We start from the raw sequence: 15571 nt of genomic DNA, 5'->3' as shown, positions 1-15571 counted from the left end.
TTATGAAAAAGATTACTTTTTTACTCATACTTCTTATTTCTAACCAACTATTATTTTCTCAGACAGAAAACATTCCGAAGAAAATTACACAAAAAGGCTTTGCAAAAATAGATTTTCTTTCTATTGATATGCCTATGATAGAAACTTACAAAGAACCCAATATGGGGTTTACAGGAATTCACTATAATTTATTTTTAGTTGATGAATTCTATACAGGTGTTGGACTTTATGGTTCTATTGCAGGAATACGAGGTGGTTTTTTTACTTTGGGAGTAAACGCAGGACTTAAAAAATATTTTTCTAATAAATTATATGTAGATACCGGTTTTCACTTTGGTGGCGGTGGTGGTGCAGGTGCTCTTGATGGCGGTGGTGCTTTTATATTACCTCATTTTAATTTAGGTTATGACTTTAAAAACTTTTCAATAAACGGAGGTTGGAGTCATGTTAACTTTTTTGATGGAGGAGAAATTAAAGGGCATCAACTAAATGTTGCTTTAGAAATTCCTTTAGATTTTGAATATTCAGATTATAAATCAGCAGAAAAAGAAATAGATTTAAATGAATTTGCAAATACTAGTTGGAATCAAAATCCAAAAAGAAACTCTTTAATGGTTCATTTTAACAATTTAAAAGTTTTAAGCAAGGCTAAATCCACCGATGATCAAATTTTAGAAGGTAAAACCATAAAATTAGCCGGATTTGAATATACTTCTTACTTAAACAAAAACTGGTTTACATTTTTAAAAGTAGATGGTGCTTACGATGGTATTAGAGCAGGTTATATGGATGTTTTACTTGGTGGAGGATATCACTTATCAATGAACAGAAATAGAACCAATATTTTAGCGAAATTTGGTATTGGTGCCGGTGGTGGTGGTGGTGTAGATAGTAAAGGTGGTTTCTTATTCTATCCTGATTTATCTATAGAACAACAATTATTTAAAGACATTTATGTCTCTGTTAATAAGGGATATCTATTAACTCCTAATAAAGATTTTTATACTTCTACTTTTGGGATTGGTATTAAATATTATATAGAGAGAAATGGAATAAATACAGACAACACAACTTTTACAAAAGGGAAATTTAAAGGCTTTGAAGTTATTGTAAAACAAGACATGTACTTTAATGCAAAAAGAATGGAAGATCCTACAGAACACATGCATCAAATTTCTTTACAAATAAATTTAGATTTAAATAAAAATGTATATGTTGCAGGTCAAACTTCTTTTGCAAATTTTGGTAATGCAGGCGCTTATGGTGAAGGTTTGGTAGGTGTAGGTTTAAAAATGGATCCTTTATTTAATGATTCTACTTCTTTATTTGCACAACTATTAGGAGGTGCTGCAGGTGGCGGAGGTATTGCTACAGGACAAGGTTTAATTATAAAACCAAGTTTAGGATTCGATTATGAGCTTTCTAAAACCTTAAATTTAAGAGCAGCTGCTGGTTATGTAAAAGCAAAAGGAGGAGAACTAAGCAGCCCGTTTATCAACCTTGGTTTAAAGTATAATATCTCTTTTTTAAAGTTGAAATAATATCGTAAAGACCTTGCATTGCAAGGTCTCTCTCTCTTGGAAACATTGCAATGTCTCTATGATTAAAATCAAATTAAACATCAATCAAAAAATTGGACAAATTTAAAAATAAATACCGCGTTTCCTCTACCCGTTTGCAATCTTGGGATTATAGGAATAATGGTGCGTATTTTATAACAATTTGTACCGCCAATCGAAAACATTTATTTGGTGAAATTGTAAAAAAATTGCCCAGCAATTTACCTACAATGCAATTAAATGAAATAGGAAAATTGGCAGAAAAATATTGGTTAGAAATCCCTCAACATTTTCCATTTGTGGAACTGGGTAATTTTGTGATAATGCCCAATCATACCCATAGAATTCTAATTATTGACAAACAAATTATTGACAAACAAATTGAAACGTTGCAGTGCAACGTTTCTACGGGGGATAAAAATATTGGTGCCAAAAATGAACAAATGGCAAAAATTTCACCAAAACCCGGTTCTATTTCTACCATTATACGATCTTATAAATCTGTTGTATCAAAAAATGCTCGAAAAATTGACCAATATTTTGGTTGGCAATCTCGTTTTCATGATCATATTATTCGCAATAATATCTCTTTCAATAAAGTTCAGAATTACATTACAAACAACCCTTTAATGTGGAATGAAGATAAATTTTATAAATAATTTAATCGTCAAATACGTTAGTTGCATTGCTAACTAAATATTTTCTTTTAAATAATTTACAACAAAATCAATTTCTTGTTTTGTAGTGTATTTAGAAAAAGAAAAACGAACCGAAGTTTTATCTGCATCTGTATCGTTTAAAATTTCTTTTAAAACATGCGAACCTTTATTGCTACCACTTTGGCAAGCACTTCCACCAGAAATAGCAATTCCTGCCATATCTAAACTGAATAAAAGCATGTCGTTGATAAAAGGAAAACGTAAATTTAAAATGGTATAACTACTTTTTTCTATGTCTGATGAAAGTCCGTTAAACTCAATATCTTTTGAAAGTCCTTTTAATTCTGATATAAAATACTCTTTTACCCCCCCTATTTCTTTTTGATCTTTTTTCAGATTAGAAACAGCTAATTCTAATGCTTTTTCCATGCCCAAAATAGCATGAACATTTTCGGTACTAGACCTTGCTCCCATTTCTTGTTCTCCTCCATGAAGCATTGGTAAAATTCCAAATCCTTTTCTAAAAAAAGCAAACCCTACTCCTTTTGGTCCGTGAAACTTATGCGCACTCGCTACCATAAAGTCTAAGGATGTTTTCTGTAAATCAATATTATAATGTCCTATCGCTTGTACGGTATCCGAATGAAATAATGCATTATTTTTTTTACAAATCCCTGCAACTGCATCAATATCTAAAATGTTACCAATTTCATTATTAACCAACATTAAACTTACCAGTGTCTTGTCTTCTGATCCTGATAAAAGTTGCTCTAGATGAACAATATCCACAGATCCAAATTCATCAAGGTTTACATAATCGACAAGTATGTTATGATTTTTTTCTAAATGAAAACACGTATGTAAAACGGCATGATGCTCTATTTTCGTCGTAATAATTCTTTTAACACCGAGGTTAAAAACAGCATTGTGCAATATTAAATTATCTGCTTCTGTACCACCAGCAGTAAAAATAATTTCGCTGGCCGTTACATTAAAATGCTTTGCTATATTTTTTCTTGCAGTTTCTACGGCAGATTTTGCTTTTCTACCAAATTGATGAATAGATGATGGATTACCATAATTACCTTTCATAGATGTATGCATTAACTCTATAACTTGGTCATCTATTTGTGTGGTTGCTGCGTTATCTAAATAAACGGTTTTCATAACTTAAAATTAAATAGGGTTTTGAAAAATATAAACTTCTGTAGCTCCTAAGCCATATTTCTTATAAGAAGCATCGTAAAATTTTACTGGATATTTATTTAATAATCTTAAAAGTTCAGATCTTAAAACACCTTCTCCGACTCCATGTATAAAAACAACTTTAGCGATTCTTTTAGCTATGGCAAACTCAATTTTACTTTTTGCAGTATCTAATTGTAGGTTTAACATATCGTAATTATCCATGTTTCTTGTAGACTTCGTCAGTTTACTAATATGTAAATCGACTTCTAAAATAACTTCTTTCTTTTCTTTTTTAAATAAACTTTTCTTTGGTTTATTCTGTGCAATCTTATCTTTTAAAAGTGAATTATTAATATCACTAAACTTAGATAACTCATGCTGTTCAACATCAATTCGTACTAATTCTGATGCATTGAATTTAAAAATCATACCATCGGTAGTTTCCACAGAAATTTCAGCACCATTAATACCGATGACTTTTCCTTTTAGAACATCATCTAAAACAGCTACTTTATTTCCAATTTTTAAACTCATTCTATATTTTGACTTAATTTTATTATCGTTTTTTTAGAAAGTATATTTATTACAAAAGTAACAAGCTGAAAAAGTTTTCTCTCTAAAATAGTTATAAATTCTGATTCCTTAACACGTTAAGTAAGACACTAAAACAAGTTCAGTAAATCTGGAGTTCATCACAGTAAGCAATCGCCTCTTTTTTATAAACTTTTTAATTTATCACCAAAAAGTAATAATAGTATAATTGGAACACCTAATGCTATTACTAAAATCTTATTTGTTTCAAATAAAGACGGATTTAGCAACAATGTAATTGCAAAACCTCCAATTGCTCCACCTAAATGTGCAGAATGCCCAACGTTACCCAATTGCTTTTTCATTCCGTAAATTGAATACAATAAATACCCAACTCCAAAAATATAACCAGGAATTGGTATTGGAATAAAAAACAAATACAATTCCATTGCAGGATATAAAAGTATCGAAGCATACACAATACCAGAAACGGCTCCAGAAGCTCCTACAGCACTATAATAAGGTTCATCCTTATGATATTTAAGTGAATACAAACTACCTGATAATAAACTTCCAAAATAGATTACTAAAAAACCTGGAATCCCTAGAATCTGAGCAACAATATCTCCAAAAAGATATAAAGCATACATATTAAAACCTAAATGCAGCCAGTCTACATGTAAAAAACCAGAAGTTAAGGTTCTTATTTTTTCACCAGATAAAACTTTACCTACTTGAAACTTATATTTATCTAAAAAAGAGTAATCATTAAACCCTTTCATAGACACCAAAACATTGGCAATAATCAGTATTAATACTGCTTGATTTATATTGTTCATCATAAAGCAAAATTACTGAAATCTGATTTACTAATGCTACTCCATTTTAAATTTATATCCGATATTTGCATACTTAAAATAATACTCCATGCATTTAATTGTTTTTAGTCTTATATACCCGTTTATTTGGTTGATTTCTAAACTTCCTATGAAGATATTATACATAATTTCGGATGGACTATATCTCTTAAATTATTACATTATTGGCTATAGAAAAAAAGTAGTTTTAGAGAATTTACATTTGGCTTTTCCTGAAAAAAGTGAGAAAGAAATTATAAAAATTAGTAAAGGTTTTCTTAAACATTTAACCGATTTTATTGTAGAAAGTATAAAGACATTTACAATTTCTGAAAAAGAAATTTCTAAAAGAATAAAATATAAAAACATTGATTTACTAAAAGAGGTTGCTAAAAATGGAAAAAGTATTTCTTTAGTTGGAATTCATCAAGCAAACTGGGAATGGCTTACAGGCTTACCTTTACAAATTAAAAAACCAGATTTTTATGCTGCGTATACCAAAGTACAAAATAAGCACTTCGAAAAAGTAATTAAAATGTCTCGTTCAAAATTTGGTGGAACCCTATATAGAACCTCTGATACTATTAGAAATCTTCATAGAAATTTTGTAAATAAAAAACAAGGTATTTATATTTTGTTAAGCGATCAATCTCCACAAATAAAGAATACTCATTATTGGGCTGAATTTATGGGGATAAAAGTACCTATTCATACTGGTGCAGAAACTCTAGCTAAAAGATACGATATGTCTTTTGTATACTGGACGACCAGAAAAATTAAAAGAGGTTATTATGAAGTTGAATTTGAATTGATTACAGAAAACCCAAAAGAGTATAAAAATTACGAACTTACAGATAAATTTATTGAAATAACAGAAAGAAATATTAGAAATCAACCTGAAGTTTATTTATGGTCTCATAAACGTTTTAAACATAGGAATAAAGTTCCGATATTACCATCATAAATAACAACTATATGCAATTATTAAGTTTTGTACTTACATATCCATTAATTTTACTACTCTCTATATTACCAATGAGAGTTTTATATATCATTTCAGATTTTTTCTTCTTTTTAGTGTATTATGTTTTTCGCTATCGAAAAAAAGTGGTTTTAGCAAACTTACATCTTGCCTTCCCTGAAAAACCGGAAGATGAAATAGCATTAATTTCTAAAAAATTCTTTAAACATTTTACTGATTTAGTTGTAGAAAGCGTCAAATATTTTTCCATTAGTGAGAAAGAGATACAAAAACGTTACAAATTTCTAAACCCAGAATTAGTAGATAATTATAGTAAGAAGAAAAAAGGTATTATAATTGTTGGAGCACATCAAGCAAACTGGGAATGGTCTACAAGTATGCCACTGGCTTTAGAAACAACAATTTTAGGCGCATACACTAAAATACAAAACAAGTATTACGAAAAAGCTATTAAAAAGAGTAGAAAGCGATTTGGTATTGATGGTTATAAAACCTCTGAAACAATTCTTAATATTCAAAAAAATATTGATAATAAGCTTCAAGCTGCTTATATTTTACTAAGTGACCAATCTCCACAACCCCACAAAACGTATTATTGGAGCGAGTTTTTTGGTGTAAAAGTGCCGATACATACTGGTGCAGAAATGCTAGCAAAAAAATTCGACTTTGTGGTAATTAACTATGTGGCAAGAAAAGTAAAAAGAGGATATTATGAAGTTGAATTTCAATTAATAACCGAAACTCCTAAAGATTTTGATGATTATCAAATTACGGATAAATACACCAAAATAACAGAAGAAAATATAAGACTACAACCAGAGTTATACTTATGGTCTCACAAACGTTTTAAACATAGTGATAAAGTGCCAAAAGAGTTTTTATAAAACTTTTGGCACTTTCTTTTTTTTTTTAATTCTTAAAGGTGAAACCTTCCTCCAATAAGTATATTTCTTTGGAAAAAAGTAAAACTTTGAGAAGCTCCATCATTTGGATTATAAGTCGTTTTAACATCTGGCATATAAATATAACCAAACTTTAAATCTGATTGGATATAGAAATATTTAAAGAACGTTAAATTAAGACCTATAACAGCTGAAGAACCGTAACCTGCAATATGAAACTCATCATGTCTTTCTTGATCAAATAACTTTATATCTGTTCTTGGATACAAAATTCCTGCTCCTAAACCTTCCGTAAGGTTTATTTGAAAGTTCTTATGGTTTAAACCAATTAAATGACCAATTTCATCAAATCTTCTAAACTCAACATTTACATAATTTAAACCATCGGTATGTTCTAACTGTAAAAAATCTTCAGATAATATTTGATTATCATTATTATAAACACCATCAAATGGAGTTCCTGCATTTATCTCTCCATCAATTTTCACCGTTTGGTCTGCAACCATTACATATTTCATGTGGTCTACACCTATAGAAATTGTATAATTTTCTTTTAAAAAATACCCTATTCTATAATTGTTTTGAGGAATGGTAATTCTACCCGGATTTAAATAATCATTAAAACTAAATGGCGTTTGCCTGTCTTTTGCTTTTACATTGCGTAAAGTAAAATCATAACTATCATTATCTCCAGTAAAGTGAATATCAGAATCAGAGTAATTAGCCCTGTTCCATCCCCAATAAAAAAAGAATTTTCCTTTATTAGTTATTTTCTCTACATTTTTTAAATTATCAATATTTTCTGTACTATTTTCTTGTGAAAAAGAACAGATGCTCATTAATAAAAATGAACCTATAATTACTTTTGTTTTCAAAATACTATGCTATTATTGCTTTAATTTCATTGATAAATCTTACAGCTAAGTCGTCTGCAGCTTGCTGAGATTTTGCTTCTGTGTAGATTCTAATAATTGGCTCTGTATTCGATTTTCTTAAGTGAATCCATTCGTCAGCAAAATCAATTTTTACACCATCTATGGTATTTACATCTTCGTTCGAATAGGTAGAAGCCATTGTTTCTAAAATCTTGTCAACATCTATTTCTGGAGTTAACTGAATTTTATTTTTACTCATAAAATAACTTGGGTACGAATCTCTTAATTCTTTACAAGATATTTTCTTATTTGCTAAATGCGATAAAAACAAAGCAACTCCTACTAGAGAATCTCTACCATAATGAGATGCAGGATAAATGATTCCACCATTTCCTTCTCCACCAATTACTGTATTGGTTTCTTTCATTTTGATAACCACATTTACTTCTCCAACTGCTGAAGCTGTATACGTTCCTCCATGCTTTTCTGTTACATCTCTTAATGCTCTAGAAGATGATAAATTAGAAACCGTGTTTCCACCACCTAATTTCCCTAAAACATAATCTGCACAAGCAACTAAGGTATATTCTTCTCCGAACATAGAACCGTCTTCAGAAATTAAAGCCAAACGATCTACATCTGGATCTACTACAATTCCGAAATCTGCTTTTTCTTTTACTACTAATTCAGAAATATCTGTTAAGTGCTCTTTTAAAGGTTCTGGATTGTGAGGAAACTCACCGTTTGGGGTACAATATAACTCTACACATTTAACACCTAATTTCTTTAATAAAGCAGGAATAAAAATTCCTCCTGTAGAATTTACACCATCTACAACTACTTTAAATTTTGCTTTTTTAATCGCTTTAACATCTACTAAATCTAGATTTAAAACTTCTTTAATATGTTTTTTTAAGTATTTTTTATTCTTTTTATAAGAACCTAAATCATCTACTTCTGCAAATGAAAAATCTTCACTTTCTGCTAAAGCTAAAATTTCTTCTCCTTCTGCTCCGTTTAAGAATTCTCCTTTTTCATTTAATAATTTTAAAGCATTCCATTGTTTCGGATTGTGAGAAGCTGTTAAGATAATTCCTCCATCCGCTTTTTCTAAAGGAACAGCAACTTCTACCGTTGGTGTTGTAGATAAACCTAAATCAATTACATCGATTCCTAACCCTACTAAAGTATTAGCTACTAAACTAGAAATCATTTTACCAGAAATACGAGCATCTCTACCCACTACTACTTTTATTTTTTTCTTACCAGGGTTTCTTGCCTTAATAAATGCTCCGTAAGCAGAAGCAAATTTCACAGCGTCTATTGGTGTTAAATTATCAGCAGTTTTTCCGCCAATGGTTCCTCTAATTCCTGAAATTGATTTTATTAATGTCATATTTTTTATTGTCTTTTTAAGCGGAACAAATATAAATTATTATAAATAATAAGCCTTTTTTATTGAGGCTTTTTTTATAAATGATAAACACCTAATGTGTTTCTAAAAGCATTAGGTGTTTCCTTAAAATAACGTTTAAACGCTGCACTAAAATGAGTTGCATTTTTATAACCAACCTGTTCCGAAATTTCATAAATAGGAATTTGTGTTGTTTTTAATAACTTTTTAGCTTTTTTCATTTTTTCTTCATGATAGAATTCATTTAGTGTAGTATCAAAAATTTTCTTAAATTTTGTTTTTAATAAATTTTCATTCAAGCCAAACTGAAGTGATAATTGACTTAATGAATAATTTTTATCTAAATTGTTTTTTAAAAATAACCTTACCTTATAAAGTGTTTTTAGTAATTTATCACTTTTTACAGGTGTTTGATTCGAATTTATATTCTTATAATTATTTATTTGACTTGCTAAAATTTCTAAAATTTTAGCTTCCAATAAAATTTTAAAAGAAATCTCTTCTGAATACTTTAGCTCCAGGTTTGATAATAATATTATTATATCTTCTGTAATTGGAATAATGAGATCCTTATCTGTAATCTTTTTATAAATTAATCCTTTATTTAATCCATGTTGATCTAAAAACTCATTTGATAGTTTTATTTCAACCTCTCTGTATGGTTTACTTTTTGTTATTCTGTAAAAACCATCAAAACTTTTAATGAATGCCATATAAGACTCTTGACTTTCATATAAAATATCATCGCTACTATTATCAAATGACATTATTTTTTCTCCTTCTATAAGGAAGGACAATTGTAATCTTCTTTCTTCAATTTTCTCTAAAACAACTAAGTCTGAACTTAATAAAAAATTACTAATTAATATAGACATACAATTAAATTGTAATTCGATAATTGATCCAACACCAAATTCTTGTAAAATTTCATATTCGATACAGAGAAAACCACAATATTTATTCTTAGATTTTTCAACAGCTATCTTATTAATAAAATTTGATTTTAGAGCTTCTAAATCCAAAATTTTACAATTTTCAAAATCACGTCTTTTTTTATTCTGCATGCGTCTTTTTAAATTCTATTACTTGTTTACATTTGTGGTAAATTTATTTAGACTAAATACAAATAACAAATAAAAATGATAAAAAAATTAATAATTTTAGTAATACTATTTTCTACATCACTAATAAGTGCTCAAAAAGGATCTATTACAGGTAAAATTGTAACACAAAAAAACAGCCCAATTTCTAATGTTAACATAATAATAAAAAAGACAAATAAAGGAACTATAAGTAATCATTCAGGAGCGTTTAAAATAGAGAATGTACAATCCGGTAATTATAATTTATCAATTACATATATTGGTTACAAATCAAAACTAATTCCTTTTACAGTTGAAGAGGGGAAAAAATTGAAATTACCAAAAATTATTTTGATTCAAAATCAAGAACAATTAAATCAAATAATTGTTAATAGTAATAAGAAAAACAAATTTTCTACAAAAGAAAGTGTTTATGTCTCTAAAATGCCTTTAGCAGATATAGAAAACCCGCAAGTATATAATTCAATTTCTAGTGAATTATTAAAAGAGCAAGTAGTTACCAATTTAAATGATGCTATTAAAAATGCAACAGGAGTTACCAGATTATGGGAGTCTACTGGGCGTGGAGGTGATGGAGCAGAATATTATTCTTTACGTGGATTTGCAGTACAACCTACATTATTAAATGGGTTACCTGGATTAAATAATGGAGGTTTAGATCCTTCAAATATTGAACGAATTGAAGTTATTAAAGGTCCGTCAGGAACACTTTATGGAAGTAGTTTAATTTCGTATGGAGGATTAATCAATGTAGTAACAAAACAACCTTATGAAACTTTTGGAGGAGAAATATCATATACTTCCGGGACCTATGGGTTAAATAGAGTTACGGCAGATATAAACACTCCACTTGGAGATAGTAATGATACTTTTTTAAGAATTAATACTGCCTATCATACTGAAAACAGCTTTCAAGATGCGGGTATGAATAACTCTTTTTATTTTGCACCTTCTCTAAAATTTATTGCAAATGAAAAATTAAGTTTTATTGTAAATACAGAAATATTAAAAAGAAAATCTGTAAATGCACCTATGCTTTTTTTAAGTGGTTCTACAGCTATATTGGATAACAATATTGATATTTTTGAGAAAAACTACAAAAATTCATTTACAAGTAACAATTTATCTATTGAGAACCCTACATTTAACTTACAAGCTCAAGCACTTTACAAATTATCAGATACTTGGACTTCTCAAACTGTATTTTCTACAGGTAAAACTACTGCAGACGGTTACTACTCTTATTTATGGGGTTCTACTGATGGAAATGCCATTAATCATTATATCTCAAAATTAAATAATGAAACAAAAACAATTGATATTCAACAAAATTTTATTGGTGATTTTAAAATCGGTAAATTAAGAAATCGTTTAGTAGTAGGGTTAGATTATTTTAATACTAACTTAAGAAATAATGCTACTGGTTGGAATTTACTTGGGCAAGTAACTCTAGATGACGGACTAAGTACCTCTATTTTATCACAATCTGCTGTAGATAATTTATTAGCAGTTACAAGTGTTTCAAATACTGAAGCAGAACAAGAGACGTATAGTGCTTATTTTTCGGATGTATTAAATTTAACACCTACACTATCTGCAATGGTTAGTTTAAGAGTAGATTTATTTAAAGGAAATGAAGTATATGTTTTTCAAGGTGGAGATGACGAAACAAATGACGACCAAACAGCCTTTTCTCCGAAATTTGGATTAGTATATCAACCTATCAAAGACAAGTTGTCTTTATTTACAAATTATATGAATGGATTCTCTAATGTGTCTCCTCAAGAGGTTTCAGATGCAGATGGTACAAACCCTACTATAAAATCTTTCGATCCAGAAAAAGCAAATCAATTTGAAGTAGGGATGAAAGCAAATTTATTTAAAAACAAATTATCTGCAACGGTAAGTTATTATAACATCAATGTCTCTAACAAATTAATGGCAGATCCAAATAATGTAAACAACACATTACAAGGAGGAGAAGTCGAAAGTAAAGGTCTTGAATTAAGTTTCATTGCAAGCCCAGTTAAAGGATGGAATATTATTACTGGTTTTAGCCATAATAATAGCGAAGTTTTAAAAGAAACAGAAGGAGCGGGTTACTTAGGTTTGAGACCAATAGCAGCAGGTCCAGAAGATTTATTTAATTTTTGGACAAGCTATACTGCTCAATCAGGAAGATTAAAAGGTTTTGGTATTGGTTTTGGAGGAAACTATGCTAGTGAAAACAAAGTTTTTAATAACACTAATACTGGCTCTTTTGAATTACCAAGTTATACAACTTTAAACACTTCTTTATCCTACACCGAAGAGAAGGTAACTGTAATTTTAAAATTAGATAACATTGCAAATAAAAAATATTTTTCTGGATGGAGTACAGTAGCACCTCAAAAATTAAGAAGTATTTCAGCTAGTATGAGATATAGATTTTAAAAGTTAGTTGAGTTAAGTTAATTTTAGTAGTATTTCATTCCTTGTAAAGTATTTGCAAGGGATGAAATTAAAAAAACATTACAATGAAAAAGATATTTTTAACATTCGCATTTATATTAGTTGCAACATTACAAACATTTGCACATTATCTATGGATTGAAACAAATCCAACAGGAGTAATAAATGAAGAACAAGAAGTTAAAGTTTATTTTGGGGAATATAATTATGGGGTTATTGAAAAGGTAAATGGAGAAGCTTTTCATAAAGTAAAAGATTTTACACTTTGGATTGTAGATGCAACAGGAAATAAAAAACAACTAAAAGTTACTGCTAGAGAAAATCATTATTTAGCAAAGTTTACTCCTAAAAATAATGGAACACATACAATTGTTTTAAACAATGATAAAATTGATGTAATCGATTATACTCAATATGATTTCGGAATTTTTAAAACGCATTATAATTCTAGTGCTAAAATACAAATTGGTGAAAAAACTTCTGAAACTATAGCTGACAACAAAAACGGAATTACCGTAAAAGACATTTCTAAATATGAAAATGAAATGAAGTTGCAAGTTTTATATAAAGGAGAAGCTTTAAAAGAAAATGAGGTAAAAATTTATGTTGCAGATTTATGGTCTAAAACCTTAAAGACAGACAAGGGTGGTGTTATATCATTTAAACTTCCTTGGAAATCTAAATACATTTTAGAAACTACTTTTAGTGAAAAAGTTCCTGGAAAATTTAAAGGAAAAGATTATCAATTTATTTGGCATTGTGCAACCTATTGTATTAAATAATTTTTAAGCTAAACATCATTACAACTCTGAAGATAAATTGTTTTCAGAGTTGTTTTCATTTAAAAAAATATGGTTTCTATAACTACTTTTATTATATTTCTATCTTTTTATTTATTTTATAATACATCTAAAAAAACTGTAAAATACGATCCTAAAAAATCAAATATTTGGATAGATAAAAACATTCAATTAACTAAAAAAATAGCTTTTATATTATTAATTATTTCAATAATATTAAACATATACTTATTTGGTTTTGGAGCAGGAATTTTAATCTTTTTTGTCATTCTAATGACATTAGGAGGTTTAATTATTCTTCTATTTCCAATGGGTTATTTAAATTACAAAAGTGTTTTTTATTGTTTTCTAGTATTTTTAATATTTGAACTTTTCATCTTTTAATTTATGCCAGCAAATCCAAAATACTTATCATCTAATTGGCAACGTTTCGCTAAAATTACTGCTGGATTTTTAGGTGGTTATTTCGTTACAATATCATTTCATTTAGCAATCTCATTTATTTTTAATCATGTAAATGTTATAATTACATCAACTTATACAGGTTTTATTCTTTGGGCTGTATTAATGATTCTAGCTTTTCTCGCAAAAAATGGATGGAAAGTTTGGGGTATTTATTTACTATTAACAATTCTATTTTCAATGATTATTTATGTTGGTAAAATTTACAATCCTATTATTTCTTAAAAATGAAAAACAGAACTTATAATATCATTTTTCACACACATACAGTTAGCGGAATTGTAATAAGTGTTGTGCTTTATATCATTTTCTTTGCTGGTTCATTTTCGTTTTTTAGAGATGAAATTGTAAACTGGGAAAGAAATCAATCTGTAGAAATTACTGATGATATTCAATTAGACTTTGATGAAACGCTAGATTCTTTACATAAAAAATACAATCTTAATGGTAGAGATATAGAACTTAAAAAATATTATATAGAACAACGAGTAGCCGTTTCTATGTCTGCTTCAAAAGACACCTTAAATTCTGAAAAATTAGAAGGTGCAAAATTTTTCTATATTGACACAAAAAACAAAACAGAGCACACCTATAATAATTCCTATACTCTAGGTGAATTTTTATATCGTTTACATTTTTTGGCTCAAATCTACTACCCTATTGGATATTATCTTGCTGGTTTTGTTGCCATCTTTTTCTTATTTGCAATTATTACAGGAGTTATTATTCATTGGAAAAAAATGATTGCTAATTTTTATGTTTTTAGACCTTTAGCAAAACTAAAAACGATGTGGACAGATGCACACACGGCGCTAGGTCTTATAGGTTTACCATTTCAGTTTGTATATGCTGTAACTGGTGCTTTTTTTATGATTAAACTACTTTTAGTAGCTCCTAGTGTTTTTGTTTTATATGATGGAGATAGTGCTCAATTATATGAAGATTTAGAATATACTCATCCTCAATATCAATTTAACAATAAAACAATTTCTTCTGACTGTAGTGTAAATTCATATGTAGAAACAACTAAAAAATTATGGAATGACTTTAATGTCATAGAAATTCATGTTTTTAATTATAAAGATGAAAATATGCATGTTTTAGTAAATGGTCATATAGATTACACTTCTAAATTTAATGGAGTTGGAGAAGCCATTTTTAATGTAAAAACTGGTGAAATCGTTTCTAAAAAAAATCCAATAACAGAAACTTCTTATTTAGATGGGGTAAAAAATGTGTTGTTTAGAATTCATTATGGAGATTATGGTGGAATTCCTTTAAAACTGATTAGCTTTATTTTAGGATTGGTTTCTTGTTTTGTTATTATTTCTGGGGTAATGATTTGGTTAATTGCAAGAGACAAAAAAAATGTTCCTGATAAAAAACGTCGATTTAATGAACGTGTTGTAAGAATTTATTTAGCAATTTGTTTAAGTATGTATCCAATAACAGCATTATCTTTTATTGCTGTAAAAGTATATCAACCAACAAGTTCTTCTTTTATTTATAACTTCTATTTTATTGGTTGGTTATTATTAACCCTCTTTTTTATCAAAAAAAAAGATTTGCACTTTATAAATAAATACACGTTACTTTCGGGTAGTATTATTGGGTTTTTCATTCCTGTTTCTAACGGGATAATGACTGGTAACTGGTTTTGGAATTCGTTTAGCAATCAACAGTTTCAGCTTTTATTTATAGATGTTTTCTGGCTTGTTCTAGCATCATTAACACTTTGGATATCCTTAAAATTAAAAAAAACATAAAAAAAACATCAATCTCACCCCA

14 protein-coding genes are annotated in these 15571 nt (G+C 28.5%); 8 read left to right on the top strand and 6 right to left on the bottom strand.

Translation table 11 applies throughout. From position 1 onward, the window contains the following. Nucleotides 1-2 precede the first annotated feature (2 nt). Both GQS57_RS00110 and GQS57_RS00105 read left to right on the top strand, forming a co-directional pair. Nucleotides 3-1541 (top strand): hypothetical protein, encoded by a 1539-nt coding sequence (locus tag GQS57_RS00110; RefSeq protein WP_165730039.1) that lies wholly within the window; start codon nucleotides 3-5, stop codon nucleotides 1539-1541. Between the two features lie 92 nt (nucleotides 1542-1633). Next, a complete protein-coding gene (locus GQS57_RS00105; protein WP_165730037.1) occupies nucleotides 1634-2218 on the top strand; it encodes a transposase in 585 nt (194 codons plus the stop codon). 33 nt (nucleotides 2219-2251) lie between these two features. Here GQS57_RS00105 and GQS57_RS00100 read toward each other — a convergent pair whose 3' ends face one another. From GQS57_RS00100 to GQS57_RS00090, 3 genes are all read right to left on the bottom strand, one after another. Further along, nucleotides 2252-3385, bottom strand: a complete 1134-nt coding sequence (locus GQS57_RS00100; protein ID WP_165730035.1) for a cysteine desulfurase family protein — start codon at nucleotides 3383-3385, stop codon at nucleotides 2252-2254. Nucleotides 3386-3394: 9 nt separating this feature from the next. After that, nucleotides 3395-3940, bottom strand: coding sequence for a Smr/MutS family protein (locus tag GQS57_RS00095; protein ID WP_165730033.1), 546 nt, complete (start codon nucleotides 3938-3940; stop codon nucleotides 3395-3397). A gap of 182 nt (nucleotides 3941-4122) precedes the next feature. After that, complete coding sequence (locus GQS57_RS00090) at nucleotides 4123-4779, bottom strand: rhomboid family intramembrane serine protease (RefSeq protein ID WP_165730031.1); 657 nt, start codon at nucleotides 4777-4779, stop codon at nucleotides 4123-4125. Nucleotides 4780-4864: 85 nt separating this feature from the next. Here GQS57_RS00090 and GQS57_RS00085 point away from each other — a divergent pair, with 85 nt between their 5' ends. Beyond that, nucleotides 4865-5758: a lysophospholipid acyltransferase family protein gene (locus tag GQS57_RS00085; RefSeq protein WP_165730029.1), complete on the top strand. Its 894-nt coding sequence runs from the start codon at nucleotides 4865-4867 to the stop codon at nucleotides 5756-5758. Between the two features lie 11 nt (nucleotides 5759-5769). Beyond that, nucleotides 5770-6660 (top strand): lysophospholipid acyltransferase family protein, encoded by an 891-nt coding sequence (locus GQS57_RS00080; RefSeq protein WP_165730027.1) that lies wholly within the window; start codon nucleotides 5770-5772, stop codon nucleotides 6658-6660. Nucleotides 6661-6692: 32 nt separating this feature from the next. On the opposite strand, the gene GQS57_RS00075 is transcribed toward GQS57_RS00080, so the two are convergent. The 3 genes from GQS57_RS00075 to GQS57_RS00065 all read right to left on the bottom strand — a co-directional run bounded on the left by GQS57_RS00075 (nucleotide 6693) and on the right by GQS57_RS00065 (nucleotide 10031). Beyond that, nucleotides 6693-7553 carry a hypothetical protein gene (locus GQS57_RS00075; protein ID WP_240915402.1) on the bottom strand — a complete coding sequence of 287 codons (861 nt, stop codon included), beginning with the start codon at nucleotides 7551-7553 and terminating at the stop codon, nucleotides 6693-6695. 4 nt (nucleotides 7554-7557) lie between these two features. After that, a complete protein-coding gene (gene glmM / locus GQS57_RS00070; protein ID WP_165730025.1) occupies nucleotides 7558-8949 on the bottom strand; it encodes a phosphoglucosamine mutase in 1392 nt (463 codons plus the stop codon). A 74-nt stretch (nucleotides 8950-9023) separates the two neighbouring features. Continuing rightward, complete coding sequence (locus GQS57_RS00065; RefSeq protein WP_165730023.1) at nucleotides 9024-10031, bottom strand: helix-turn-helix transcriptional regulator; 1008 nt, start codon at nucleotides 10029-10031, stop codon at nucleotides 9024-9026. 75 nt (nucleotides 10032-10106) lie between these two features. Between GQS57_RS00065 and GQS57_RS00060 the strand changes: the two genes are divergently transcribed. The 4 genes from GQS57_RS00060 to GQS57_RS00045 all read left to right on the top strand — a co-directional run bounded on the left by GQS57_RS00060 (nucleotide 10107) and on the right by GQS57_RS00045 (nucleotide 15549). Next, nucleotides 10107-12503 carry a TonB-dependent receptor gene (locus GQS57_RS00060; RefSeq protein ID WP_165730021.1) on the top strand — a complete coding sequence of 799 codons (2397 nt, stop codon included), beginning with the start codon at nucleotides 10107-10109 and terminating at the stop codon, nucleotides 12501-12503. Nucleotides 12504-12586: 83 nt separating this feature from the next. After that, nucleotides 12587-13303, top strand: a complete 717-nt coding sequence (locus GQS57_RS00055; protein WP_165730019.1) for a DUF4198 domain-containing protein — start codon at nucleotides 12587-12589, stop codon at nucleotides 13301-13303. Nucleotides 13304-13708: 405 nt separating this feature from the next. Continuing rightward, nucleotides 13709-14008 (top strand): hypothetical protein, encoded by a 300-nt coding sequence (locus GQS57_RS00050; RefSeq protein WP_165730017.1) that lies wholly within the window; start codon nucleotides 13709-13711, stop codon nucleotides 14006-14008. A 2-nt stretch (nucleotides 14009-14010) separates the two neighbouring features. Continuing rightward, a complete protein-coding gene (locus GQS57_RS00045) occupies nucleotides 14011-15549 on the top strand; it encodes a PepSY domain-containing protein (RefSeq protein ID WP_165730015.1) in 1539 nt (512 codons plus the stop codon). Nucleotides 15550-15571 lie beyond the last annotated feature (22 nt).

Origin of the sequence: Polaribacter sp. 20A6 (genome assembly GCF_011378915.1) — a bacterium.
Lineage (GTDB): Bacteria > Bacteroidota > Bacteroidia > Flavobacteriales > Flavobacteriaceae > Polaribacter > Polaribacter sejongensis.
Note: the sequence above shows the minus strand (reverse complement) of the source record. Positions and strands in the feature narration are given on the sequence as shown.